Origin of the sequence: Marinococcus sp. PL1-022 (assembly GCF_033845285.1) — a bacterium.
Classification (GTDB): domain Bacteria; phylum Bacillota; class Bacilli; order Bacillales; family Marinococcaceae; genus Marinococcus.
In genome coordinates this window covers 1,010,542-1,034,027 of record NZ_JAWXCX010000001.1, presented here as the reverse complement: position 1 = coordinate 1,034,027, position 23,486 = coordinate 1,010,542, and the positions used below count along the sequence as shown (strand labels likewise).

The 23,486-nt window shown below is 48.3% G+C and carries 25 protein-coding genes and 1 other annotated feature; of the genes, 11 read left to right on the top strand and 14 right to left on the bottom strand.

Translation table 11 applies throughout. From position 1 onward, the window contains the following. Positions 1-48 precede the first annotated feature (48 nt). Complete coding sequence (locus SIC45_RS05260; protein WP_298784171.1) at positions 49-591, bottom strand: YceD family protein; 543 nt, start codon at positions 589-591, stop codon at positions 49-51. 169 nt (positions 592-760) lie between these two features. Here SIC45_RS05260 and SIC45_RS05255 point away from each other — a divergent pair, with 169 nt between their 5' ends. Then, positions 761-1,957, top strand: coding sequence for a nucleotidyltransferase (locus SIC45_RS05255; RefSeq protein WP_319631324.1), 1,197 nt, complete (start codon positions 761-763; stop codon positions 1,955-1,957). Here SIC45_RS05255 and SIC45_RS05250 read toward each other — a convergent pair. The 5 genes from SIC45_RS05250 to SIC45_RS05230 all read right to left on the bottom strand — a co-directional run bounded on the left by SIC45_RS05250 (position 1,954) and on the right by SIC45_RS05230 (position 5,706). Further along, on the bottom strand, positions 1,954-3,015 hold the full coding sequence (locus SIC45_RS05250; protein ID WP_319631323.1) for a SepM family pheromone-processing serine protease: 1,062 nt from the start codon (positions 3,013-3,015) through the stop codon (positions 1,954-1,956). The genes SIC45_RS05255 and SIC45_RS05250 overlap by 4 nt on opposite strands. 73 nt (positions 3,016-3,088) lie before the next feature. Then, a complete protein-coding gene (gene coaD / locus SIC45_RS05245; RefSeq protein WP_298784168.1) occupies positions 3,089-3,583 on the bottom strand; it encodes a pantetheine-phosphate adenylyltransferase in 495 nt (164 codons plus the stop codon). After that, complete coding sequence (gene rsmD / locus SIC45_RS05240) at positions 3,573-4,145, bottom strand: 16S rRNA (guanine(966)-N(2))-methyltransferase RsmD (protein ID WP_298784167.1); 573 nt, start codon at positions 4,143-4,145, stop codon at positions 3,573-3,575. Before rsmD ends, coaD begins: the two co-directional genes overlap by 11 nt. 15 nt (positions 4,146-4,160) lie before the next feature. Then, on the bottom strand, positions 4,161-5,360 hold the full coding sequence (locus tag SIC45_RS05235) for an MFS transporter (RefSeq protein ID WP_319631322.1): 1,200 nt from the start codon (positions 5,358-5,360) through the stop codon (positions 4,161-4,163). A 73-nt stretch (positions 5,361-5,433) separates the two neighbouring features. Next, on the bottom strand, positions 5,434-5,706 hold the full coding sequence (locus tag SIC45_RS05230; protein ID WP_091610181.1) for a YlbG family protein: 273 nt from the start codon (positions 5,704-5,706) through the stop codon (positions 5,434-5,436). Between the two features lie 81 nt (positions 5,707-5,787). Between SIC45_RS05230 and SIC45_RS05225 the strand changes: the two genes are divergently transcribed. Next, the gene (locus tag SIC45_RS05225; RefSeq protein ID WP_319631321.1) at positions 5,788-7,284 is read left to right on the top strand and encodes an NAD(P)/FAD-dependent oxidoreductase; all 1,497 of its coding nucleotides are present in this window, start codon (positions 5,788-5,790) and stop codon (positions 7,282-7,284) included. Here the strand turns inward: SIC45_RS05225 and SIC45_RS05220 are convergent, their stop codons facing one another. Continuing rightward, complete coding sequence (locus SIC45_RS05220) at positions 7,285-8,055, bottom strand: SDR family NAD(P)-dependent oxidoreductase (protein WP_319631320.1); 771 nt, start codon at positions 8,053-8,055, stop codon at positions 7,285-7,287. It lies immediately after the preceding gene. A gap of 82 nt (positions 8,056-8,137) precedes the next feature. Further along, positions 8,138-8,340 (top strand) — a binding site (T-box leader). A gap of 53 nt (positions 8,341-8,393) precedes the next feature. Between SIC45_RS05220 and proB the strand changes: the two genes are divergently transcribed. From proB to proC, 3 genes are read left to right on the top strand one after another with little or no spacing between them, the layout of a single operon-like run. Then, the gene (gene proB, locus SIC45_RS05215) at positions 8,394-9,509 is read left to right on the top strand and encodes a glutamate 5-kinase (protein WP_319632930.1); all 1,116 of its coding nucleotides are present in this window, start codon (positions 8,394-8,396) and stop codon (positions 9,507-9,509) included. Between the two features lie 2 nt (positions 9,510-9,511). Further along, positions 9,512-10,774 carry a glutamate-5-semialdehyde dehydrogenase gene (locus SIC45_RS05210; protein ID WP_319631319.1) on the top strand — a complete coding sequence of 421 codons (1,263 nt, stop codon included), beginning with the start codon at positions 9,512-9,514 and terminating at the stop codon, positions 10,772-10,774. After that, entirely contained in the window at positions 10,771-11,601 is an 831-nt protein-coding gene (gene proC, locus SIC45_RS05205; RefSeq protein ID WP_319631318.1) for a pyrroline-5-carboxylate reductase, read from the top strand. Before SIC45_RS05210 ends, proC begins: the two co-directional genes overlap by 4 nt. 39 nt (positions 11,602-11,640) lie before the next feature. Here proC and SIC45_RS05200 read toward each other — a convergent pair whose 3' ends face one another. Further along, the gene (locus SIC45_RS05200) at positions 11,641-12,630 is read right to left on the bottom strand and encodes an NAD(P)/FAD-dependent oxidoreductase (protein WP_298784161.1); all 990 of its coding nucleotides are present in this window, start codon (positions 12,628-12,630) and stop codon (positions 11,641-11,643) included. A 91-nt stretch (positions 12,631-12,721) separates the two neighbouring features. On the opposite strand from SIC45_RS05200, the gene SIC45_RS05195 reads away from it, so the two are divergent. Further along, positions 12,722-13,531, top strand: coding sequence for an ion transporter (locus SIC45_RS05195; protein ID WP_319631317.1), 810 nt, complete (start codon positions 12,722-12,724; stop codon positions 13,529-13,531). Positions 13,532-13,578: 47 nt separating this feature from the next. Here the strand turns inward: SIC45_RS05195 and SIC45_RS05190 are convergent, their stop codons facing one another. After that, positions 13,579-14,946: an aspartate kinase gene (locus SIC45_RS05190; RefSeq protein WP_319631316.1), complete on the bottom strand. Its 1,368-nt coding sequence runs from the start codon at positions 14,944-14,946 to the stop codon at positions 13,579-13,581. Positions 14,947-15,346: 400 nt separating this feature from the next. Between SIC45_RS05190 and SIC45_RS05185 the strand changes: the two genes are divergently transcribed. Beyond that, entirely contained in the window at positions 15,347-15,655 is a 309-nt protein-coding gene (locus SIC45_RS05185) for a MerR family transcriptional regulator (protein ID WP_022792668.1), read from the top strand. 206 nt (positions 15,656-15,861) lie between these two features. After that, positions 15,862-16,308, top strand: coding sequence for a cyclic-di-AMP-binding protein CbpB (gene cbpB / locus SIC45_RS05180; RefSeq protein ID WP_319631315.1), 447 nt, complete (start codon positions 15,862-15,864; stop codon positions 16,306-16,308). A gap of 15 nt (positions 16,309-16,323) precedes the next feature. Here cbpB and SIC45_RS05175 read toward each other — a convergent pair whose 3' ends face one another. Both SIC45_RS05175 and SIC45_RS05170 read right to left on the bottom strand, forming a co-directional pair. After that, entirely contained in the window at positions 16,324-16,782 is a 459-nt protein-coding gene (locus tag SIC45_RS05175; RefSeq protein ID WP_298784152.1) for an SRPBCC family protein, read from the bottom strand. A gap of 56 nt (positions 16,783-16,838) precedes the next feature. Next, positions 16,839-17,279 (bottom strand): YlbF family regulator, encoded by a 441-nt coding sequence (locus SIC45_RS05170; protein ID WP_298784150.1) that lies wholly within the window; start codon positions 17,277-17,279, stop codon positions 16,839-16,841. A 128-nt stretch (positions 17,280-17,407) separates the two neighbouring features. Here SIC45_RS05170 and SIC45_RS05165 point away from each other — a divergent pair, with 128 nt between their 5' ends. Both SIC45_RS05165 and ytvI read left to right on the top strand, forming a co-directional pair. Continuing rightward, positions 17,408-17,920 carry a PaaI family thioesterase gene (locus SIC45_RS05165; protein WP_319631314.1) on the top strand — a complete coding sequence of 171 codons (513 nt, stop codon included), beginning with the start codon at positions 17,408-17,410 and terminating at the stop codon, positions 17,918-17,920. A 97-nt stretch (positions 17,921-18,017) separates the two neighbouring features. Then, positions 18,018-19,082, top strand: a complete 1,065-nt coding sequence (ytvI, locus tag SIC45_RS05160) for a sporulation integral membrane protein YtvI (protein ID WP_319631313.1) — start codon at positions 18,018-18,020, stop codon at positions 19,080-19,082. A gap of 33 nt (positions 19,083-19,115) precedes the next feature. Here ytvI and SIC45_RS05155 read toward each other — a convergent pair whose 3' ends face one another. Beyond that, complete coding sequence (locus SIC45_RS05155; RefSeq protein WP_298784143.1) at positions 19,116-19,670, bottom strand: DUF420 domain-containing protein; 555 nt, start codon at positions 19,668-19,670, stop codon at positions 19,116-19,118. Positions 19,671-19,935: 265 nt separating this feature from the next. Between SIC45_RS05155 and SIC45_RS05150 the strand changes: the two genes are divergently transcribed. Next, a complete protein-coding gene (locus SIC45_RS05150; RefSeq protein ID WP_298784141.1) occupies positions 19,936-20,835 on the top strand; it encodes a COX15/CtaA family protein in 900 nt (299 codons plus the stop codon). 18 nt (positions 20,836-20,853) lie between these two features. Here SIC45_RS05150 and eis read toward each other — a convergent pair whose 3' ends face one another. Then, positions 20,854-22,023 carry an enhanced intracellular survival protein Eis gene (eis, locus tag SIC45_RS05145; protein WP_319631312.1) on the bottom strand — a complete coding sequence of 390 codons (1,170 nt, stop codon included), beginning with the start codon at positions 22,021-22,023 and terminating at the stop codon, positions 20,854-20,856. Positions 22,024-22,026: 3 nt separating this feature from the next. Further along, entirely contained in the window at positions 22,027-23,454 is a 1,428-nt protein-coding gene (locus SIC45_RS05140) for a deoxyribodipyrimidine photo-lyase (RefSeq protein WP_319631311.1), read from the bottom strand. Positions 23,455-23,486: the final 32 nt, after the last annotated feature.

The following is a 23,486-nucleotide window of genomic DNA, read 5'->3' as shown; positions in this document are numbered from 1 at the left end:
CACCTCCTTATAAGATAAAGATTATTCCAACCAGTGAATGATTTTGGATCAGCTGGAGCCTTTATCGAAATACTTCGATAAATCAGCCATTCTCGGATCAACTTTAGGAGCTTCCTGCTCCCGTTCCTTTATTAATTCATCCTCCGAGATTACCCGCCAGTCGTCTCCGCTCTGGGGAGCAAGCGGCTCACCGTCCCCTTCCTTTGCAAAGACTCTCAGCGGCATTTCAAGGAAAATGTTTTCTTTAATATATGGGAGAAGATCGACAAAACCATCTTCTGGCTCGTGTTCGTTAACGTTTTCTTCGTCCGCCGGCATCCCGTCCAGCCGAAATGCTTCAAACATTTCTACATCAAACGGATGATGGACGTCTGCGAGCGTGCGTGCACATGGAAGTATCATAGTTCCCGTCAGCCGCAGGTGTACATGAAAGGTTTCTTCAACGATGGTCCCTTCACCCTGCACATGCACGGCACTGATATCCCGTAGTTCTTTATCGCGCTCAACCATCTCTGAAACATCTGCGTCTCCTTCGATGTTAAACGCCTGTTCGTGCTTCTTTGAAAGTAACTGCTGGATACCCCATTTCATTGGATCCACCTCCAGACAACAAGAGTAATTATATCCATCGTAACGTCCTTTGTCAACATTTTTTCTTTACAGTAAACCCTTTTGAACTCTCGAAAAACATCGTATCATGAATAAAGAAACGTGAAAAGCGATATCTCCCGAAATACCCTACTTGAAAGGCGGACTTATAATGAACGTTCTAGCAGTGGTTGTCGAATACAATCCTTTTCACAACGGCCACCTGTATCACCTCGAACAGGCTGCAGTCCAGAGTAAGGCCGATGTAGTCGTATGTATTATGAGCGGCCCTTTTCTTCAACGGGGCGAACCCGCTCTCGTTCCTAAAAGGGAACGGGCGGAAATGGCGATCTCGAGCGGGGCTGACCTTGTTATCGAGCTTCCTTATATGTTTGCCTGCCAGCATGCCGACATATTTGCTGCCGGGGCTGTTTCCATTTGCAGGGAGCTCGGCGTTACTGATTTAAATTTTGGAAGCGAGCACGGAGAATCCGCTCCATTTATAAAGCTTGTCGATTTTCTTTACGCTCACCAGGACCGTTTTGATGAACGCGTACGCTTTCATATTCAGGGAGGGTGCAGCTATGCTAAAGCTAACGAGCTGGCATACAGAGACTTAGAGGCCCCGGGCTCCCTGCCGGACTTAAGCCAGCCAAACAATATTCTTGGCTTCCATTACACAAAAGCTGCAGCAAAGGCTTACCCAGAGCTCCGGATTGACACCGTAAAACGAAAAGGTGCTTCCTATCATGACGTTTCTCCGCAGGATGCTTCTATCGCGAGTGCCACCAGCCTGCGGCGGATGCTTCAGCAGGGGGAAGACATCAGTTCATTTATTCCCGAAGCCTCCAGACGCATTCTTACCCAGCTGCCGCGTCTTCGGTTTTGGGAGGACTATTTTTCTATCCTGCAGGCCAAGATGGTAACTGCCTCCGATACAGAGCTTGCTTCCCACTATGATATGTCTGAAGGCCTTCATAACCGTATGAAGCGGCTGATGAAAGAAGCAGACGCTTTTGAGCAGTGGCTGCACCTGGTAAAAACGAAGCGTTATACATTGACACGTCTTCAGCGGACCGCTGTGCATATACTGACCGGCCTGACAAAGGATGAAGCCACTGCAGCCTCTGACGGCCAGAACGTTGATCATATACGGATCCTGGGCATGAACGCGCAGGGCCGCCTCTATTTAAACCAGGCAAAAAAACATATATCCGTACCTCTTTATACGAAAATGAGCAGTAAAAAAACACCGCAGCTCGCCCTCGGCGAACGCGCCGATAATGCTTATGCGCTTTTACTTCCGCCTGCTGAAAGACAAAAAGAATGGCGAAAGGATTATGACCTTCCGCCCCTGCTGCTTTTCTAAGATTTGCTTTCAGCCATTTTCTGCTCATCTGTTAGATAGTTTAAAGCTTCATCAAATGATTCCACCGGTACGATTTTCATATCAGTACCGATGTTTTCCGCCGTCTGTCTGGCAATTTCGTAATTGGACGGCGAAGCCATGCCGGACGCAGGGGCAAAAAAGACATCTATATTCTTTTTGTCCGCCGCCACGATTTTTTTGTCTATTCCGCCAATCGGACCGACTACGCCCTGTTCATCAATGGTACCGGTACCGGCTATTTTCTCTCCGTCTGTAAGATCTTCTTCGGTGAGCTGATTGTATACTTCAAGTGCAAACATCAAACCTGCGGATGGTCCTCCGATAGATCCTGCGTCGATCGTAACCTCGGGATCAAGAGAAACAGTTCTTTCCGTATAGGGATAAAGTATTCCAAGGCCGGAGTTTTCCTCCTCTCCGGTCGAAGCCGGAAACGATTCCACGGCAATCTCTGCTTCCATCTGCTTTTTATTCCGCCGGAAGGTGATCATTGCTTCTTCGCCGGCTTCGATGTTTGCAATCTCACTGTTCAACTCTTCAAGCGTCCAGGTTTCTTTTCCATCAACCGCCTGTATCAGGTCGCCCTCCTCCAGCTTTTCTGCCGCATCCATCCCGTCAATAAAGTCCGCAGCCCTTACTCCGCGGTACTCCACATTGACAGTTTTTCCGGCCGCTTCATACGCTGCTATTTCTGCAGACTCCTGGGAGGCCTCCATCACCTGGCGCTGACGTTCAAAAAATTCCTCTTCACTTTCATCTTCAAACTGGTAGGAATTTTTCGGGGAAAGCTCGCGGTACGGAGAAAATACGGACCATAAAGCAAGTGCCGGCGTAGCACCCTGCTGAAACACAGTCGTTAAATACATTTCACCGGACTCCTCTGCTCCCTGCTCCACTTCCACCACCGAAGACAAACTGACTGCTGATCCAGGCTGTATATAATAGTACGGAAGAGGCACCTGAGTTAATATAAGCACCACAGCTGCCATCACAGCTGCAGTGATAATCCGCCGCTTCTTCCTGCTTCGGGTGCGATACATGATCTTCATCCTTTATAAACAATTATTCTTCATCACACGAAGGACTGAATGGGAATTACAATGAATCGCACTTTTATCCCCGGTTTTTCTTCTCAAACTGTTCTCTAAGCGCGTCTTCTACGTGCGCAGGCACAAGTCCGGATACGTCCGCTCCGTATTCCGCTACTTCTTTAACAATACTCGAGCTCAGATAAGAGTACTGGTGATTTGTCATCATAAAAAACGTCTCCACGCCGGGTTCGAGTTTTCTGTTTATTGACGCTGCCTGCATTTCATATTCAAAATCAGAAACCGCCCGGAGTCCCCTTACGATCGTATCAGCTTTTATTTCTTTTACATAATCCACTAAAAGCCCGTGAAAAGCATCCACTTCCACTCCGGGCATATGCTTGACTGATTCTTCTATCAGCTTCACCCGCTGATCAATGGAAAAGAACGGTTCTTTTTTCCGGTTATGCAGTACTGCCACCACCACATGGTCAAATACATTGTACGCCCGTTCGATGATGTCCAGATGTCCGTTCGTAACCGGATCAAAGCTTCCTGGATAAATTGCTTTATTCGCCATTTTTAGCGCCTCCTGCCAGCTGTAATATTGTCAGTGTGGTATCTCCATAATTTTTTTCTGCATATACAGACAGACGTTCGTCAAACGCTGCTGATTTTGCTGCGGCGTGCTCCCATATAAGCATTCCATCTTCTTTTAACACAGAGCAGTCCAGTATTTTTTCCACCAGCTGCCCTGCTTTTTCTTCTGCATAAGGAGGATCAAAAAAAATCAGATCAAATTGCCGTCCCCGGCTCTCAAGACGATCCAGTGCTTTAGAGGCTTCCGAACGGTAAACCTCCGCGCGACCACCCAGCGCGAGCGCGTCAATATTAGCCCGGACGGCCGTAACCGCGCTCTGGGCTTTGTCGACAAAAACAGCTGAACCGCACCCTCTGCTTAGCGCCTCAATTCCGAGGTTTCCGGTGCCGGCAAACAAATCAAGGACCGTTTCCTGCTCAGTAAAAAAAGGGCCCAGCTTATGAAACAATGCCTCTTTCACTTTATCGGATGTCGGCCGTGTGCCCTGCCCGGGCACCGCTTTCAGCCTCCGCCCTTTAAGCTCTCCTGCTATCACTCTCATACGTTTCGCCTCACTCTATGATTCTGTGCGCTGCGCCAGCTTTGGAATCACCTTTTTGTACATAACAAATACAGCAGCACCCAATATGGCGGCACTGATTAAAAACAAACCTCGCATACCAAGAGCGGCGCTGATCAGCCCTCCGGCGGCCGGTCCAAGCATATTTCCCAGAAACAAAAAACTGTTGGAAAAGCCGTAGGCTCTGCTTTCCATCCCCTGGGGGGACAGCTGGCGGATTAACGTGTTAGCCGCCGGCAGAAGGCCGCCAAGACACAGACCAACAAAAAAACGTGCAGCAATCAGCTGCCAAAGGTTTGTTACAAACGCCTGCGGTATGGAAAGGAGCACTGCACCGATTAACGAACCGAACAGCACATATTGCGCCCCTTTCGTATCACTGAGTTTACCAAGCTTTGGCGAAGCAAGCATGTTCGCTACTCCCAGGGAAGCCACAGCCAGACCAGCGTAAAAAGCATTTTCCTCTCTGCCGCTCAGTTCACCAACAAATACGGAAATGAGCGGATTGACTCCGATCAGTGCGAACTGCACAAGAAAAATAACGGTATACAGAGGGATCATAGGCTGCACGCCTGCAATCCTTTTGAAATCATCACTCGTTTTCGTTTTCTCAGCCTGCTCAGGTTTCTCGAAATCTTCCTTCACTAAAAACAAAACAGCAACCGCCGCCACGGCGATGCCGATTCCGGTAATGTTAAATATAGCCCGGAAGCCAAAGGCGTCTGCCAAAAGGCCGCCGATCAGCGGACCGCAGATCGTTCCTGCCACAGTGCCCGACTGCAGCATGCCGAGCGCACGCCCCGCATACTCCTTCGGTGTGTTTGTAGACACGAGCGCAATCGAAGCAGGGATAAAGCCGCTGATGGTCCCGTTTAGCATTCTCAGGAAAAACAAACTCCATGGACCGGTGGCAAATCCCATCAATACCATTACTATTGCCATCCCGAATCCGGACCGGAGCACCATCAGCTTACGGCCCTGTCTGTCTGCAATTTTACCCCAGAGCGGGGCAAATAAAAATGCCGTTAAAAAATTGACGCCAAAAATAACACCTGACCAGATACTTATCTGCCCAGGGTCTGTGACTCCAAGCTCCTGCAGATACAGCGGCAGGAATGGAACGATCATCGTCATGGCTGCCATTACAAAAAATTGGGCTGCCATTAATATATATAAATTTTTTCTCCATCTTACCATAAGAGAGGTCCCTTCTTTCCGCCTCCCTTATTATAAAACAGCGTCTCCCCACGGACAATAAAAGGAGCCTTATTTATATTCCAATGCTGTCATCCTGCGGTTGGCTTTCTTTTTCGACCTTGTGGTATTCTAGCGGAATAAATGGTTTTTCCGAACGTTCCACTCTTTCCACAAAACCAAGATTCCCGATTTGGCTCATAGCTGTATCGACATTTTCCTGATCCACATATATTACTGCGTATTTCATTTGTTTTGAAACGTAGTGCACTAATCCGTACTTTCTCAGCTGTCTCGCCTGTTTGACAGATTTAATCCAAACGGCTACACCAATTCTCGGCTGATGCATGAAAGCACATCCTTTCGCGTGATTTTCGTTAAGTCTAGCATGTCAAAAGAAAAAAGGGCAATGCTGTCTAGGAGGAGTAACATGAATCGACCATCTGTCATTGTTATTGGCGGAGGCTTCGGCGGGCTTACAACGGCTGCCCTGCTCGCCCGTCACCGTTATGACGTCACTTTATTTGAAGCTTCCAATGAATGGGGCGGGTGCGCCGGCAAGTTCACGCACAAGCCGTATCTGTTCCCTGTCGGCGCTACTCTCGGCCTCGGTCTGCAGCAGCCGGACGGGCTTCATCACCGGGTTTTCACCTATCTCGGGGAGCCAGTCCCAAAACACGAGCGTCTTGAAACCATTATGCAGGTGCACGCTCCTTCATTTACTCTCCCTCTCTACTCTTCGCGGGAAAAGCATATCGATACTCTCTGCCGGTTGTTTCCTTCCTCAGCAGACAGCATCCGTTCGCTATACCGCTATATTTTCCGTATTGGGGAGGAGCTGCGTAAGCTGATCCATCACCTTCCAGTCCTCCCAATGCAAAAGCCCGCTGATTTCATTCGTTCTGTGCAGGCGCTCAGGCCCGGCATCCTCGGCGCTGTCCGCTGGCTTGCCGCCTCCACCGAAGACGTGCTGCGGTACTATGGTCTGCAGGACACCGAGGTGCACCAGTATATTGACGGGCAGCTCCTGGACAGCCTGCAGACAAGCAGCCGCCACGCTCCTGCCCTGCTTGGATTGTACGCCCTCGATTTATACCATCAGGGCGCTTCCTATGTATACGGCGGGCTCTACCGTATGGCCGAACAGTTAAAAGAAGCAGGTGAGCGTCACGGGGCTTCTATGCAAAAACGCCGCCGCATCCAGGCTGTAGAAAGAAATGATGACGGCACATGGACAGTTATTGACCACCGGGACCGGAAGACAAGCGCCGATCACCTGGTGTTAAACATTCCTGTACAGGCCGCGCTCCCGCTGTTTCAGCCTGAAGAGCGGAAACAATTCACCCGCCGCTGGCAGACCAAATCGGAAACGCCGATCTGGAGCACCTTTTCCATGTACGGCGTCTGTGAGCCGTCAGAACCGCCAGAATCGTTATTTCACCAGCTGCTCTGGGACCAGAAGCTTCCCGGCATTTCAAGCCATCTGTTTTATTCATTATCGGCGCCGGACGACCGCATCCGGGCCCCTGAAGGTGAACGTACATTTACCGTCTCCACTCACACCCCGCCCGAATATTGGGAGGATTTGTCGTTATATGAAGAAAGAAAGTCAGCAGTTACCACGGCGCTTACAGAAAAAATCCGGGAAGCCGGCCTGCCTGTCCAGCCGGAGCGGCTCCTTCCCGGAGCCCCGCACGCCTGGGAACGCTATATCAAACGTCCCCGCGGCATGGTTGGCGGATTCCCGCAGACGAGAAAAAACGTGTTTTTTCATCCCTTGTCCCACCGGTCCCCGCTTGAAAACGTTTGGTTCTGCGGAGATTCCATTTTTCCGGGCGCCAGTACGATGGCCGTTACTATGAGCGGGATTCATGTATTTGAATCAATCAGCGGCCAGTCGTTTGCCGCTCTTGAACGACAGCGGTAATCATTTGCGGTGAAACTGCCTGCGGCCGATTTTTTCCACTGCTGACGGCCACAGCTGGTACAGCATACTTAGGACCTTCATCCACCGGGGCATAAACACCGTACGCTTCGGCTGCTCGAGCAGCTTAACCAGCTTTTCGGCCACTTTTTCGGGCGACAGGGCTATTTGCTCGACTGACCGCTTATACCTCCCGCTCGGATCTGCGCGGTCATGAAACTCCGTTTTTACGGGACCGGTATTTAATACGGAAATCCTCACACCGGTTCCGGCCGTTTCCAGGCGCAGCGCTTCTGCGAATCCAAGCACAGCACGCTTGCTTGCGGCGTAAACGGTGGCTTTCGGCGTGCCGATAATGCCTGCGGTTGATCCCGTGAAAACGATATGTCCTGCCATCTGTTTTAAATCAGGAAGCAGCGCCTGCGTAATGGCGATGTTTCCTTTTACATTTGTATCTATCATCTGCTCCCAGTCCGATAGGCTAAGCTGCTCCAGTTCACCAAACTTTCCTGTACCGGCGTTATTGATGAGTACGTCCGGGCTGCCATGCATATCGGTGATTTTTTTCATTTCTTCTGCCGCGTTTGCCGCCTCTTTCACATCCATCGTCCAGGCTACAAATTCCCCAGGCCAGTCCTTCCACTCTGCAGCAGCCGCCTGCAGCTTCTGCGTGTTTCTTCCTATACCTATTACCTTCTCTCCGTTCTGCACGAGCTTTTCTGCTGTTTTTCTGCCAATACCACTGCTTGCTCCTGTTAGTATAATTGTTTTCAACTAATCTTCCTCCCAGACGTATTAAAACTTGACAAACTACCCGGCACTTCACATAATAGTAATCACAAATAAGCTGAATAGTACAAAAGCTGTGAAACGGAAATAGTAGGACAAAGCACCGACAGAGAGCATAGCCCTGTGCTGAAAGCTATGCCGGAATCCGCTTTGACTGAACCTGTCCGTGAGCTTCCTTTAGGACGCGGTCCTGCGTTAATGGACATGAGCGGAAAAGACACAGTCTTTTCAACTAAAGGTGGTACCGCGGATAACTCTTTCGTCCTTTTACAGGCGAAGGGGTTTTTTATATGCATTCAGAACGAATAAGACAGGTGGTTCCAATGAAAAAAGAACGGGTCGTTGTGAAAATCGGGAGCAGCTCTTTAACGAATCAGCAGGGAAGCTTAAGCAGGGAACAGCTGAAGCAGTACGCGGATGAAATCATCCGGCTGCGACAGGCAGGAAATGAAGTTATTTTGATCAGCTCCGGGGCAGTAGCTGCCGGCTTTTACGATCTAGGCTATCCGTCCCGCCCGGTTACGACTGCCGGCAAACAGGCAGCTGCTGCCGTTGGCCAGAGCCAGCTGATGCAGGCGTACAACGAAGAATTCAGCAGAGTGAATATTGCCTGCGGCCAGCTGCTTTTAACCCGGGAAAATTTCGCCAATCACAGCCAGTACCAGAATGCCCATTCCACCATTACCGAGCTCCTTCACCGCCAGGTGCTTCCCATTATTAACGAAAACGACTCCATCGCTGTCGATGAACTTACGTTCGGGGATAATGACATGCTGTCGGCACTTGTAGCCGGACTTGTACACGCAGATACACTGCTGATATTAACAGATATCAACGGTATTTACGACAAGAACCCAAACGAAGATCCGGAAGCCAAAAAATATCACTTTATCCCGTCCATCACGAGCGATCTGATGGAGCAGGCCGGAGAATCAAGCTCCTCTGTCGGCACCGGCGGTATGCGGTCCAAGCTAAAAGCAGCCGGCACAGCCATCCGCCTCGGCACCCGGGTATTTGTCGGCAGGCTCGGCAGCGGACACCGACTTGAAGACGTCCTCAGCGGCAAAGGGGACGGCACCTATATAGGCGTGCCCGGCGGCGATGTGGTGAACAATAAAAAACAATGGATTGGCCTCCACTCCGTTACTGCCGGCGCCTTAGTGGTTGATGAAGGCGCAGCAAAGGCGCTGCTTCGTTCCGGGAAAAGCCTCCTTCCTGCCGGCATCGTCGATGTGCAGGGCCACTTTTCCGCCGGGAATGTTGTCGATGTGTATGACCAGAAGGACCAGCTGCTCGGGCGGGGGCAGGTGAACATGAGTGCCAAGGAGCTTCACGCCGTTAAAGGGAAATCCTCGGCTGAAGCCGCCTCATTTACATTAACGTCAAAATCAGAAGTCATCCACCGGGATAACTGGATTACTACTGTAAGGGAGAGATAAATATGGAACAAACACAAATCAGCACCCAGATGCGGGTGCAGGGAGAAGCAGCGAAAAAAGCGTCAAAGCGTGTCGCTTCTGCTTCTACCGAAGAGAAAAACAAGGCGCTTTTGCTCATCGCTGACGAACTCGAAACACGGGAAGCTTTTATTCTTGAAGCGAACGCCCAGGACCTTGAGGCAGGAAGAAAAAACGGATTATCCTCTGCCCTCCTTGACCGCCTCACGCTCGACTCCGGACGCATCGCAGGCATGGCTGACGGCTGCCGGCAGATCGCGTCTCTTGAAGATCCTATCGGTGAAACCATTGAATCCTGGACCCGACCGAACGGCCTGAAATTGGAAAGTATCCGGGTTCCGCTCGGCGTGATCGGCATGATTTACGAAGCCCGCCCGAATGTGACAGCTGACGCAGCCGCTCTTGCTTTAAAAACAGGCAACGGCGTTCTTTTACGCGGCAGTTCTTCCGCTTTTCAGTCAAATCAGGCGGTCATGGACGCCATATGGGAGGCTCTGGCAAAAACCTCCCTTCCGAAAGAAGCGGTGCAGCTCGCCTCTGATACTTCAAGGGAAGCTGCCACGACAATGTTTCAGATGAATGATTTCCTGGATGTATTAATACCACGCGGCGGGGCCAATTTAATTAAAACCGTAGTGAATCAGTCCACCGTCCCAGTGCTTGAAACCGGCGTCGGCAACTGCCACATTTTTATTGACGAAACCGCCGAAGCCGACAAGGCAGTACAGATTGCCGTCAATGCCAAAACGCAGCGCCCTTCTGTCTGTAATGCAGCTGAAACTATCCTTGTGCACCAGTCCTGGCTTGAGACCCACGGCGAATCCCTGGTGCATGCTCTGCTTGCCCACGGAGTTACTATCCGCGGGGATGCTCCGGTACAAAAGCTGCATGGCGATGTGGAGCCTGCAGCCGACGAGGATTGGAACACCGAATACCTGGATATGATCGTTGCAGTGAAAACTGTACAGGACACAGAAGAAGCCATTGAGCATATTAATACGTTTACCACGTACCACTCTGAAGCCATTGTCACCGAATCTGCGGAAAATAAGCAGAAGTTTTTCCAGCAGATCGATGCAGCGGCTCTTTATCACAACGCCTCCACCCGCTTTACCGATGGATTCGAATTCGGCTTTGGCGCAGAAATCGGAGTGAGCACCCAGAAGCTGCATGCCCGCGGACCAATGGGATTAAAGGCGATCACTTCCCACAAATATCTAATTCACGGAGATGGGCAGATCAAATGATGACAAAAACAAACCTACAGCAGAAAACCATTGCATTTATCGGCTCCGGCTCGATGGCAGAGGCTATATTTTCAGGGCTGCTGCGCCATGAACTGGTCAAACCGGCAAACGTGCTCGGAACGGTGAAATCGTCTGCAGATAAGCAGGAACGACTGAAGGAGCAGTACGGCATTCAGGTAAAAACCAATAACCAGGAAGCAGTAAAAGCAGCTGATATCGTCGTTCTCGCCGTCAAACCAAAGGATGCCGAAGCGGTCGTTCAGTCATTTGCAGGCGAACTGACTAAAGATAAGCTTTTGATCAGTGTCCTGGCCGGTATTTCTTTAAGCGATCTTGAATCCTTCGCCGGACAGGATGTGCCGGTAGTCCGTTCGATGCCAAACACTTCTGCCCACGTCGGTGCCTCGACAACAGCTATATGTGCAGGCACCTATGCCACTGACGAGGATCTTGATCTTGCAGAATCGCTGTTTAAGGTAGTCGGAAGTGTGCACACAATTTCCGAGCAGGATATCGACGGCTTCACTGCAATTGCCGGAAGCGGCCCTGCCTATTTTTATTATTTCCTGGAAGCGATGGAGGAAATGGCGGCTGAATCAGGCTTCGAACCAGAGGAAGCAAAAAGTATCATCGCCCAAACCATGGAAGGGGCGGCCTTTCGCTACCTCGATTCTGACAAAAAACCGCATGAACTGTATCAGGAAGTATTGAGTCCAAATGGAGTGACTGAAGCAGCTTTCACCCATCTTGAAAAACACAGAGTCCAGAAGCATTTTTTAGAAGCCATGAAGGAAGCTTCCAAACGCTCCGGCTCCATTGGAGATTGACGACAGAAAAGCAGGAACCGGGCCCCCGGCTCCTGCTTTTTATTGAAGCAGCGAAATAATTTTGCCCGCCGCATCCTTTCCGCTTAAAACAGCACCCTCCACTTTTCCTTCGCCAAATGCGTCTCCTGCAAACGCAAGTGGATAAGGCGAATCATAGCTTCTTGAACGATCCGGATACATATGCACCGGCTTCGCGTAGCGCCAGCGCTTCGGGTGAAGCTTTCTAACTTTTTTGCGGTCAAGGAGCGGCCCGGCAATACGGCACAGCTCTTCGGCAAAAGCTTCACCGCTGTCGTCCCAGTGCTCCCTTGACCAGTCACCTTCTGCGTGTACGGTAAGAACGCAGGAATCGGAAATGCCCTTCTGGTAATTACAGCCGACAAACTGAATTCTCGGATCTTTCGTCTGGATGCCTCCTGGCTCCTTAAGAGGACTTTCTCCCTCATATTCGATCATTACAGATAAGCACGGGTCGTAGCGGACGGAGGAAAGGTCCTCTTCCCACCTGCGCTCTCCGGGAACGTTTTGCAGCATCTCGAGGGACTGCGGCACAGGGGCGGTTAACAGGACAGCCCGCGTTTTCATTTGATCAGTATCTGTACGAAGCTGCCAGCCTTCCTCTCCCGGCATGACTGCCGTAATTTTTGTTTCCTTCTCTATCGTTTTTCCCTTCCATAAATTTTTCATCAGCGGGGCCATCCCGGCGCGGCCAACGTATCTCGGATGACCGTCTCCCTGAAAATGCTGCTTTTGATCAAGGCTTTCGAGCTGAATAAATCCATTGCTCCAATTGCGTATGTACCCGGCAGCTTCCCATTCTTTTGCCGTCTGTTTCATCGATTGACTTCTCGCAGTGAAAAACTGGGCCCCGTGATCCGCCCGGCCGTCGTTCAATCTTCGTGTAGCCATTCTGCCGCCAAGTCCTCTGCTTTTTTCTACAACCGCGGTGCGCAGTCCGTGCTTTTCCAGCTCCCGGTTCGCGCTCCATCCGGCAAGGCCGGCACCGATAATAATGACATCCGGATTCATATAACTCCTCCTCACACAGCTGTTTTCTTTTCTTTGTCTGCTTTTTTCTGTACAATCAAAACGGTTCACATCTTTTTAAAGGAGTCCACCCATGAGCGAGATATCTACCTTTACCCGTTTTCGGCAGCGTTTAGCTGTCATTTTGGATCAGCCGGTTTTCACTGCTGTTGTAACGACGCTGATTTTATTTAATGCGCTGCTGGTAGGGCTTGAAACCTCCGAAACCCTGTACAGCCGCTATGAAAACACGTTTTCTGTGTTAAATTACATACTTCTCTGGCTTTTTACTATCGAGGTTATCATCCGGTTTTTAGGTGTTTTTCCCTCCTATCATTTTTTTAAGTCTCCCTGGAACTGGTTTGATTTCTTCATCGTAGCAGTCGGGCACATCTTTGCCGGCTCGGCTTTCATTACCGTGCTCCGGGTTCTCCGGGTTCTCCGGGTCCTCCGGGCTATCACCGTTGTTCCTTCTCTGCGGCGGCTCGTGGATGCTTTGCTCCGCACCATCCCTTCGCTAGGAAACATTATGATTCTGATGAGCATCATTTTCTACGTGTACGCAGTAATTGGCACTATGCTTTACCGCGACACGGCCCCTGAATATTTTGGGGACATATTTCAGTCCTTACTGACCCTGTTTCAGGTCGTAACCCTCGAGTCATGGGCAAGCGCCGTCATGCGGCCGATCGCAGAAACCAATCCATTAAGCTGGATTTATTTTGTCTCCTTTGTGCTCGTCGGAACGTTTGTGGTGTTCAACCTGTTTGTGGGCGTCATTGTCAGTAACGTCGAAAAGGCGGAAGCTGAAGAAAGCGAAGACAAGCTGCAGAAGCAGCTTGATCATATGGAGAGCGAACTGAGCGATATTAAGCAGCTTCTAAAAGAAAAACAAAAGGATTAGCTTTTTATACACAAAAGAGGGCAGCCCCAGGGCCGCCCTCTTCATTTTTACTGCAGCACTTCTTTTGTGCTGAAAAATTCTTCATATAAGCCACGGATGGCTTCATCAACATGCTCTTCAGCAATCCCGAAACTGAGTGACACTTCGGATGAGCCCTGGTTGATCATTTCGATGTTAATACCTTTTTCAGAGAAGGCTCGAGTCGCACGGGCAGCTACACCCACTGTCTCATGCATCCCCTCACCAACAAGCATAATCATCGCGTAGCCTTTTTCAATATAGGCATCGTCTGCATCCAGTTCCTTCATGATCCGCTCAATGATACGCTCTTCTTTTTCCTTGGACATCTGTCCTTCCTCGATAATGATGGAAGTGTCATCGATTCCTGACGGCATGTGCTCGTACGAAACCCCTTCGTCTTCAATAATCGCAAGCAGACGGCGGCCAAAGCCTACTTCCCGGTTCATTAAGTATTTGCGCACATAGATAGTTTCAAATCCTTTATCTGCCGCAATGCCGATAATTGGGTTCAATGAATATTCCCGTTCAGAAATGATCATCGTGCCGCTTCCCCGCGGATTATTCGTGTTTTTCACACATACCGGAATCTTTTTGCGAAAAGCCGGAATGAGCGCTTCGTCATGGAATACAGCGAACCCTGCATAGGAAAGCTCCCGCATCTCACGATAAGTCATACGCTTAATTGCACACGGACTGTCCACTACCGTCGGGTTAGCCGCAAATACCGAGTCCACATCTGTGAAGTTTTCGTAAAGGTCTGCCTGCACCCCGGCAGCCAGAATAGAGCCGGTAATATCTGAACCTCCCCGGGAGAACGTAACGAGTTCCCCTTCCTTCGAATAGCCGAAGAATCCCGGGAATACTACCACCCCATCGCGTTCACGCAGCTTATAAATGTGGTCGTAGGACTCGTTCAGCACCTGGGCATTCCCAGGAGTGTCGCTTACAAACAGGCCGGCATCGTTTGGATTAACATACTCGGCAACGGTACCGATGCTTTGAAGATACCTTGCCACTACTTTGGCGTTATTATCCTCACCACCGGCTTTCATTTGGTCCACAAAACGCCCTTCATTACTTTTCGTGAACTGAATCCGGGCTTCAATATCACTTTCAATGGTCGCAATAATGTCATCTGATAAATTCAGCTCGGCTGTAATACTCCGGAAGCGTTCCAGTACTCTGTTTTTGGCCTCTTCCACGCCGGAATTTTCCAGGCAGGCTTCCGCAAGGGAAATTAACAGGTCTGTCACTTTTGTATCTTCACTATTTCGTTTGCCCGGGGCAGAGACTACTACCACCCTGCGGTCTTCATCGGTCGCTACAATGTCTGCCACCTTTTTAATCTGCTCTGCACTTGCCAGGGAACTTCCTCCAAATTTAGCTACTTTCATTTTCCCGTCACTCCTGTCGTTATTTCCAGTCTTTGTATAATATTATTCGTGTATATTGCCTGCTTTGTTATTGTGATGTGAATTGTTCAAAAATTTCACAATTAATAGATTATCACATGTTCTATCCGTCAACAATCAGTAATATAAATGGTTAAAGCCCGTTTGGCCCGATTCTTATGTAAAAGAACCCGTAGCCCTTTTTATACTCGTAATCCATAGCAATTACTTTCAATTGATAAGCTATAGTCATTGATCTATTATTTCCCTCTTTTTTATGGGTTCAAGCATTGATTTCCCAACTTTAATTCTCTCATATGTAAGGTAATCTAACAAATAAACATACACGAAAAAGTTATTATGGTATATTAGCTTACAAAAGAGATGAAAAGGGGAGCAAACTATGTCGTCATACAAAGATAAAAAAGTAATTACGATTGGAGTTATGAGCGAATTAACCGGACTTTCCGAAAGAAAAATTCGTTACTATGAAGAGCGTAAACTGATTTACCCTGACCGCACCTCCGGCGGCACCAGGAAATATTCTTTTTTGGATGTAGAGCGACTCCTCGATATTGCAGAAAAAATGGAAGACGGCATGCAGACATTTGAAATCCGCCGCATGGAACAAAAGAAAATGAAAAACAAAGAGCTGCGGGAGAGAATGCTGCGCGGCCAGCTGAACGCAGCCTTCAATATGCGCAAAGGCTGAAGCCATTTTCTTCCAAAAGACAGCTGTTGAGTCGATTTGAATCAACAGCTGTCTTTGCTCTGCCTAAAATCGCTCAGATCACCGTTAATTACGTTTTTTGGAACTTGACGAAAACTTGAAATCCTTTTATTATTCAACTTGTCTTTATATCTCTGCGTTGTAGCTATCGTTTTATTGCTTTAGTGAGAAATCAATGAAAGTATGTGATGACAGTGCTTCATGAGCTAAAAAACACGAATATTATGGATCAGGAAATAGCTGAACTGATTATCGGCCACGAAAAAGTAGCCCATGTGCAGGCAGCCAACCCCCTCGACCATGCGCTTTTAATATTAATTAAATCTGGGTACACCGCAGTTCCGGTGTTAGATACGCACTACCGAGTCCAGGGCCAGATCAGCAAAGCCCAGGTACTTGATACGATTCTCGGCACAGAGCGAATCGAAATGGATAAGCTTCATGAGCATACCGTGGAATCGGTCATGTCGGAAAAGGTTCCGAAAATGAACGTGGATGATAACTTCGGAAAGGCATTGACGCTTTCCATTAATCACCCATTTGTATGTATTGAAGATGATGAAGGTGCTTTTGTGGGACTCATTACACGGCGGGCTATTCTGGTTATGGTCCACCGCGAATTTCAATCGGATTAAAAGAAGGTCCGCTTTTTAATCGAAAGCGGACCTTCTTTTATTTTCCGGACTGAACTGATTTACTACAAAGGCTTTACGACTTTTAAACATCCCGCTTAAAAAGCATTTTACCATCCAGGCCGGTACCACCGACTCAAATTCGATATAATCATGAACCCCCGTGAGCGGTCCGAGATCCTGGAAAGTATGAGTATGCCTCCATGCCGTGAACGGAAAGGGTAATTTTTTCCCTTCATCCTGAAACGCGTTCGGCGCATCCACGTAAGTAATAACCGAATCCCATACCGTTTTCCATATTCCAAAATAAAGATACAGCCGGATCTCAGCCCCTTCTTCTGTTTTTCCGGAGGATTCCACCTCAACTTCCGGAAACTGCGTCATTTCTTCAAGCTGCACCGGGTCCTGAAAGTAGTTCCAGACTTCTTCTTTCGACGCGGGTACTACGGTCTGGGCTTCAAACACACCTTTAAACATAGCAAAAACCTCCTCTTTAAAGGAGGTATACCCTAAAAGAGGAGGTTTTATGTTTATCAGGAGCAGCCGCAGCTTCCCCCAGTCGAACAGCCGCATGACTGGTTATCATAAAACGGATTGCCCGTCGGCACTTTGATGGAAGATGATACAGATTCTGCTACCAGTGTGGATATCTCGGTCAGTAAATTATCAAGCGCTTTTTCTGCCTGGCGATAGCGGATAACTGTCTCATGCATATCCATTTCCCGCTTTACAACCCTCACCTGTTTAGCGGTTGTCTTATAATCCGGGTGATATGCTCCGAAACGCTGTACTTCTTCGTACTGATCCTTCCAGCTTAAAAAATTATTAATTTTTTCCTGGGCATCCGGATCGTCCTTCATCGCTTTTTTTGCTTCCTTATATTCAATGTATATATCAGACTCTACAACCATGTGTCCTAACTGTTCCGATTGCTCGAGGATATCTACAGACGTCGATGCTTCTATTACAGACATACATTCACCTCCACTTTCATTTTATCACGGATCGCCTCATTCTATGAAGAACGAATCGTCATATTTGTTCGCTTTTTGTCTTATTGCTACAATATAAATAGAAGCGCACTACCGAGAGGATGACAAACATGACCGAAAAACAATCACCCCAGCTGACAGAGCAGGAAATGCTTGAAAATATTCTGACAAACGGATCCCCCGAAGCTAAGGAGCTGACTAAGCATTACCTCAGGCTGCTTTACGACTGGGACGCTTCAGAGGCCAGAAGCGGTGTGGAGCATTTAATGCACACTTCCACCTACTGGGAGGATGAAGAAACGCTCTGCGCCCAGATCCCAGTCCACTCCGGACTGCACAATACGCACGGCATCGTTCACGGCGGCGTACTGACGACGATTATGGATAATTCCATGGGGGTGCTTCTTTCGGAGCTCTCTCCTGTACCCGGTAATATTTTAACAATCGATATTCATGTACAATTCATCTCCGCCGGTACCGGCGGAAAGCTCACCTGCAAAGCATCTCCGGTCACCGTTGGCCACCGGATCTCCTATGCCGAAGCCGCCGTTTATGATGAAGAAAACCAGCTCATCGCAAAGGCAGACGGTACCTTTTATTTAAAACAGACCTCCCGCTCCTGACCCATCGTTCGTTAATTTAGTACTACTATCCGTTTAAATACATTATAATGAATAAAGTACGTACATACTGCTTCATTTTGATGAAAGGAGTTTCCCTGTGACCGCCCTGCTGACAAAAAAAAATATCTTCCGATTTATTGGCATCGTTCTTGCCCTTGTCGCTCTTTACTTTATTCTACCTGTTTCAGGGCCGATTATTCTTGCGTGGCTGACCGCCCTGGCCCTTTCTCCGGCTGTGCGTCTCGCCATGCGTTCTCTTAAAATTAAACGGCCGTTTTCAGTTATGATCGTCTTCTCGGCTTTTCTTTTACTATTAATTCTACTCGGATATTTGTTGATTACGCAGGTAATCACTCAGGTGGTGGCTTTTTCCAAAAACCTTCCTACATATATCAGCAATCTTGTAGAAACCGTAGAAAATATTCAAACCGGGCTGAACAACCGCTACGAGCAGTGGAACCTTCCGCAGGATACTATTGACCAGATCAATAACCGGATTGCCGAGATGCTTACCGGCCTCCAGGAAAATATCGCAAGCGGCGATCTTCTGAACCAGGCGACGGCAATCATCGCTTCCATTCCCGGCTACTTGATCATGTTTTTAGTGTATTTGATCGCTCTTTATTTGTTTATGATTGACCTTCCGAGACTGACGGATAAATTCTATTCCTTTTTAAAGCCTGAAACTACTGAAAAATTTCAATTTATGACGAGCCGGCTCGCTGAAGTAATTCTAGGCTTCTTTAAAGCCCAATTTTTGGTCAGCCTGATTATACTGGCCGTTACATTTATCGGATTAATGATTTTCACTCCCGAAGTGGCAATTGTGATGAGTCTGATTATATGGGCTATTGATTTTATTCCAATTATTGGCTCCATCGCCATTCTTGCACCATGGTCTATCTATATGTATATCAGCGGCGACCTTGTCCTTGGCACACAGCTGCTGGCGCTTGGTATCGTACTGCTCATTATTCGCCGTACTGTCGAACCAAAAGTAATGGGGCACCATATCGGACTTTCGCCGCTCGCCACCTTAATCAGCCTGTACCTAGGGCTTACACTGCTCGGTGTCGTAGGCTTTATTGTCGGTCCGCTCGCAGTTATTGCTTTTATTTCTGCAAGGGAAGCAGGGCTCATCAAATTAAATTTCAAAGTATAAAAAAGGAAAGCCATCGCGCGGCTTTCCTTTTTCCTAATAATAAGGGGCAATCATGAAATAAACCACTACGCCGGTAATACTTACATACAGCCACAGCGGCATCGTCCACCGTGCAATTTTACGGTGCTTCTGCACCTGATACGTAAAGCCCTTTAAAAAAGTATAAATTGAAAGCGGCACGATCAATGCTGCCAAAATAATGTGAGAGATCAAAATAAAATAATACACATACTGAATGATCCCTTCTCCGCCGTAGGACGTACTCGAAGCAAGGCTGTGGTATGCCAGATATGTTACGAGAAAAAGGGTCGTTGTTGTAAAAGCACCGTATATGAACCGGCGGTGCATCTTGATATTTTTCCGTAAAATAAAGTATAAAGCCCCGAGTAAAAACACGGTGGTAAAGCTGTTAAATATTGCATTCATCATTGGCAGAATGGTCAGATCGAAACCGTTAAATGTCTGTCCGCCGCCTTCTACAAAAATCAAAATTGTTACAAGCCCGTTAATAATCACACTGAGCAGAATCACGATCCACGTATGCGTACGATTAGTCTGCTTTTGTTCTTCGGCTTTTAATTGCGACACGTATACTCCTCCTCTTCTCTGGTGCGGTTATATTATACTAAATCACGCAGCTTTTTGCAGAACTCTGAATTAACAATCCAGTGAACGTTTTTTTCTGCCCCTCCTGCTTTCACAGATTTTTCACATTTCAATATTTGTTCATGGACGGACCAGGATTAAAAATTGACTTTTCCAGGCTGGAAATCTACGATTAATTATGTAAGAAAAACGTGAAGCTTTTAACTGCATTTATTTAATTGCATTTATATTGAAGGAGTGACTTATTTTGCATTGGGGACTACGCACATTCGGCGCCATTACTTCTATTGGCATGCTCATTGTACTGCTGCAGGGAGCTCTGGTGACCAACACAGGGTCTGGTGAAGGGTGCGGTGCCACCTGGCCGCTTTGTTTCGGGGAAGTAGTACCTTCCAACCCTGCCGTCGCCACTATCATTGAATACAGCCACCGGCTCTGGTCGGGACTGATGGGACTTTTTGTTATTATTCTTGCTATCTGGTCGTCCGTGAAGCTTTCCCATTTACGGGAAACAAAATTCATGGCGCTGATGGCTGTACTGTTTATTATCTTTCAGGGATTAATGGGAGCCGGCGCTGTCATCTGGGGCAACTCGAGTCTTGTGCTCGCGCTTCATTTCGGTATCAGTGCCATCTCGCTTGCCACGGTTATCATGCTCACAATACTTGCATTTGAGGATAACGAAAAGCCTTCGCTGCAGCCAAAAGTAACGAAAGGCTACCGTAATTACCTGATCGCTACTATCGTTTATTCCTACGCTGTTATCTATACCGGAGCTTACGTGAAGCACTCCGGCGGATCGGAGATGGCCGGATGGATCCATCGCGGCGCTGCTGTCGCCCTCATGCTAGTCGTAGCAGTTCTGATGATTTGGACGCTGAAACGATTCAGAGCCTATACGTCTCTTGCTGCTATGAGTGTGATGGCATTCGCATTGATACTTGTTCAGGCAGGCGCAGGTATCGCGCTCATTTTCGGGGCACCTCACTTAACATCGGTGCTTATTCACGCGCTGACAATCAGCATCATTTTCACTATTATGACCTATATGCTCGTGATCATTACGAGGCGGCCGGCCGTTTCGTCAGCAGAGCTTACAAGCACCTCCAATAACATTCATCAAAAAGAAGCAGGCCTTCATCATTAAAGGGCCTGCTTTTTTGTATCAGAAAAAATCATACATAAACGGAGTGAATCCCGGAAGCACACGGTCAAGCAGATCCAGCTGCTGTTTGCTTCCTTTTACAAGCGACATGCGCTCAGCCTCCCGCACGGTAATATACCCCATGACAAGGGCGGTCAATGTGTTGATGGTCAGTTCTATACCGGTATGGCTCGAGAGAACTTCTTTAATTTCCATCCGGCCCTCTTTCGATTTATACAGCTGCCAGCTCGTATTGTTCCAATCACAGAAATCATCCTCCACATGCAGGACCAGAGACTCCTCGGGCGGCAGGTCCAACGGGTACTGGTGCAAAAATGGATATACATCGACGATTCGGGCCATGAAGTAGCTTTTTCTCGTTTCTTCAATTTTCGGCTCCGGCAGCATATAACGGCTCGGGTCATCAATAGCCGGAGAAATTTTAGCAGTCTCAATCATGGAATCGTGATTCGCCAGAAACCGCCACAATTCTCTGCGCGCATCCTCATGCCAGGCCACAAATTCATGCACGGTCAGCTGCTGCTCTTTTACCTCATACAGCACATATCCGCTGTCAAAGCCATTTCCATCAGTGTACACAGCAGCGTTCCCTTTTTTACGCTGAAGTGTCCGGTTTTTCCACCACTGCTCAGAACGCGCAATCATGCCGGCATACTGTTTTGCCCACTTCTGATAGATATAGTCGAGAATCTGCCAGTCCTGCTGATAGATTCTGCGGATGCTGCCCCCTTCAGGCTCTCCGGTTTCCGGAAGCTGGTTTTTCGTCACTGTCCAATGCTTTGTATCACAGAACACCTCCCAGCCGAATTTCCGGTAAAAGGAAGTCGAAAAAGGATAAAGCATAGAGATAGGTACACCCCGGTCTCTTAAATCCACCAGCGCTTCTTTCAGTAATGAACGCACCAGGCTGCCCCGGCGCTTTTCCGGCCATGTTGCCACACCGGAAATGCCCCCCATTGGCATTTTCACATCCCCAAGGTAAATGACCGTGGGGAAAATAGCCACCTTGGATAGCACCTTTCCCCGTTCGACCGCGACCCAGTTATCCTGGGGAACGATAGTCCGCCGCCTTTCCCGGCGCTGTTCTTCTGTTAAATGAATTTGAAAAGCATATTGGGCCAGATCCAGACTCTGATCGATTTCTGATTTTTTCATTCGGCGAATGTCCATGGCTTACTCTCCTTTAAACATCTCGATTGCTTTCTTTCGCTGTACCGCATGGTCTACATCGGGTGCCGGGTAATCCTGGCCGACGATACATCCATACTCCTTCTGCTGCTGTTCATTCATTTTCCAAGGAGTATGAATATATTTTTTTGGGACTGACTGAAGCTCCGGCACATATTCACGAATATAGTCGCCCTGCGGATCAAAACGTTCGCTCTGCCTCACTGGAGAAAAGACGCGGAAGTACGGGACTGCATCTGTGCCAGTAGACGCAGCCCACTGCCACCCACCGGCATTGGAAGAAGGGTCATAATCAATCAGCCTTTCAGCAAAATACCTTTCTCCTTCTCTCCAGTCGATCAAATAATCCTTCGTTAAAAAAGAGGCAGCGATCATCCTTCCACGGTTATGCATCCAGCCTATTTCATTTAACTGCCGCATACAGGCATCTACAATCGGGTAGCCGGTACGGCCATCCTTCCACGTCTGCAGTCTTTTTTCATCGTACTCCCACGGCAGGTCCCTATACGCCTCTTTCAGCTCTTTATTTTTCAGCTCAGGACGCGTAGCGTGAATCATATTATAATAATCTCTCCAGGCAAGTTCACCTACAAAGGCTTCAGCCCCAGGATTTCCTTCTTCAAGCTGCTCTGAAAGGGCCTGATAAATCGTACGCACTGACAGCCGCCCAGTTTTTAAGTAGGCAGACAGCCGACTCGTTCCATCGCGGGAGAGGGCATTATTTGTTTCATGATACTCCGGGGCAATTTCCTCCACAAATGTCTCCAGCCTTTGCCGCCCGTCTTCCTCCGCAGTACGCTCCCACGTCGTCCCGCTATTGTTCAAATAAGAGGAAAGCTTTTGATAAGCATCCTTTTGCGGCAGCTCCAATTCGGCCTGCTGGCTGATTATCTGGTCCAGTCTGCATTCATACGGCTGTTCCTTTTCAAGCTGACGCCAGGTACGATAATAAGGAGTGTAGACGGAATAGAGCCCGCCATCTTTTTTCTTCACTTCATCGGAGCGATGAAAATGAGCATCTTTATAAGCATGTGTTTCGACGCTCCGCTGCTCCATTTCTTTTAATACCTGCTCGTCCCTTTGGGCGGCCCGCGGCGTTTCGTCTTCATTAAAGAATAGATGAGTCAGCGCCGGCACCTTTTCTTTTAAGTAGATGAAAGCCTCATCTGCTGAACCATGCAGAAAATATAATTGTATATGTTGATCATCGCATTCTTTGCGAAATTTTTCTAGATTTTGAAAAAAATAATCATGATGAGGACATGAATACTCATAAAAGTCCGGATCAAGATGAAAAACCAGGAACCACCGCCTGCCTTCCTCTGCTTCCACCCATCGCTGCATTTCATGCATTGCCCGGTTATCTGTTAACCGTAAATCCCTTCGCATCCATAAAGCACTTACTTCCGTCATACGCTTCGCTCCTTTACACCTTCGTTCTTTCA

Excerpts from the sequence above, each read along its gene's own strand:
- SIC45_RS05140 (WP_319631311.1), bottom strand. The coding sequence starts at position 23,454 with ATGACGGAAGTAAGTGCTTTATGGATGCGAAGGGATTTACGGTTAACA.
- cbpB (WP_319631315.1), top strand. The coding sequence starts at position 15,862 with ATGACAGTGCTTCATGAGCTAAAAAACACGAATATTATGGATCAGGAA.
- SIC45_RS05165 (WP_319631314.1), top strand. The coding sequence starts at position 17,408 with ATGACCGAAAAACAATCACCCCAGCTGACAGAGCAGGAAATGCTTGAA.
- SIC45_RS05230 (WP_091610181.1), bottom strand. The coding sequence starts at position 5,706 with ATGCATCAGCCGAGAATTGGTGTAGCCGTTTGGATTAAATCTGTCAAA.
- proC (WP_319631318.1), top strand. The coding sequence starts at position 10,771 with ATGATGACAAAAACAAACCTACAGCAGAAAACCATTGCATTTATCGGC.
- SIC45_RS05235 (WP_319631322.1), bottom strand. The coding sequence starts at position 5,360 with ATGGTAAGATGGAGAAAAAATTTATATATATTAATGGCAGCCCAATTT.
- SIC45_RS05260 (WP_298784171.1), bottom strand. The coding sequence starts at position 591 with ATGAAATGGGGTATCCAGCAGTTACTTTCAAAGAAGCACGAACAGGCG.
- coaD (WP_298784168.1), bottom strand. The coding sequence starts at position 3,583 with ATGGCGAATAAAGCAATTTATCCAGGAAGCTTTGATCCGGTTACGAAC.
- eis (WP_319631312.1), bottom strand. The coding sequence starts at position 22,023 with ATGGACATTCGCCGAATGAAAAAATCAGAAATCGATCAGAGTCTGGAT.
- SIC45_RS05195 (WP_319631317.1), top strand. The coding sequence starts at position 12,722 with ATGAGCGAGATATCTACCTTTACCCGTTTTCGGCAGCGTTTAGCTGTC.
- SIC45_RS05210 (WP_319631319.1), top strand. The coding sequence starts at position 9,512 with ATGGAACAAACACAAATCAGCACCCAGATGCGGGTGCAGGGAGAAGCA.
- SIC45_RS05170 (WP_298784150.1), bottom strand. The coding sequence starts at position 17,279 with ATGTCTGTAATAGAAGCATCGACGTCTGTAGATATCCTCGAGCAATCG.
- SIC45_RS05200 (WP_298784161.1), bottom strand. The coding sequence starts at position 12,630 with ATGAATCCGGATGTCATTATTATCGGTGCCGGCCTTGCCGGATGGAGC.
- SIC45_RS05225 (WP_319631321.1), top strand. The coding sequence starts at position 5,788 with ATGAATCGACCATCTGTCATTGTTATTGGCGGAGGCTTCGGCGGGCTT.
- SIC45_RS05185 (WP_022792668.1), top strand. The coding sequence starts at position 15,347 with ATGTCGTCATACAAAGATAAAAAAGTAATTACGATTGGAGTTATGAGC.
- SIC45_RS05255 (WP_319631324.1), top strand. The coding sequence starts at position 761 with ATGAACGTTCTAGCAGTGGTTGTCGAATACAATCCTTTTCACAACGGC.
- SIC45_RS05175 (WP_298784152.1), bottom strand. The coding sequence starts at position 16,782 with ATGTTTAAAGGTGTGTTTGAAGCCCAGACCGTAGTACCCGCGTCGAAA.
- SIC45_RS05190 (WP_319631316.1), bottom strand. The coding sequence starts at position 14,946 with ATGAAAGTAGCTAAATTTGGAGGAAGTTCCCTGGCAAGTGCAGAGCAG.
- rsmD (WP_298784167.1), bottom strand. The coding sequence starts at position 4,145 with ATGAGAGTGATAGCAGGAGAGCTTAAAGGGCGGAGGCTGAAAGCGGTG.
- proB (WP_319632930.1), top strand. The coding sequence starts at position 8,394 with ATGAAAAAAGAACGGGTCGTTGTGAAAATCGGGAGCAGCTCTTTAACG.
- SIC45_RS05250 (WP_319631323.1), bottom strand. The coding sequence starts at position 3,015 with ATGTATCGCACCCGAAGCAGGAAGAAGCGGCGGATTATCACTGCAGCT.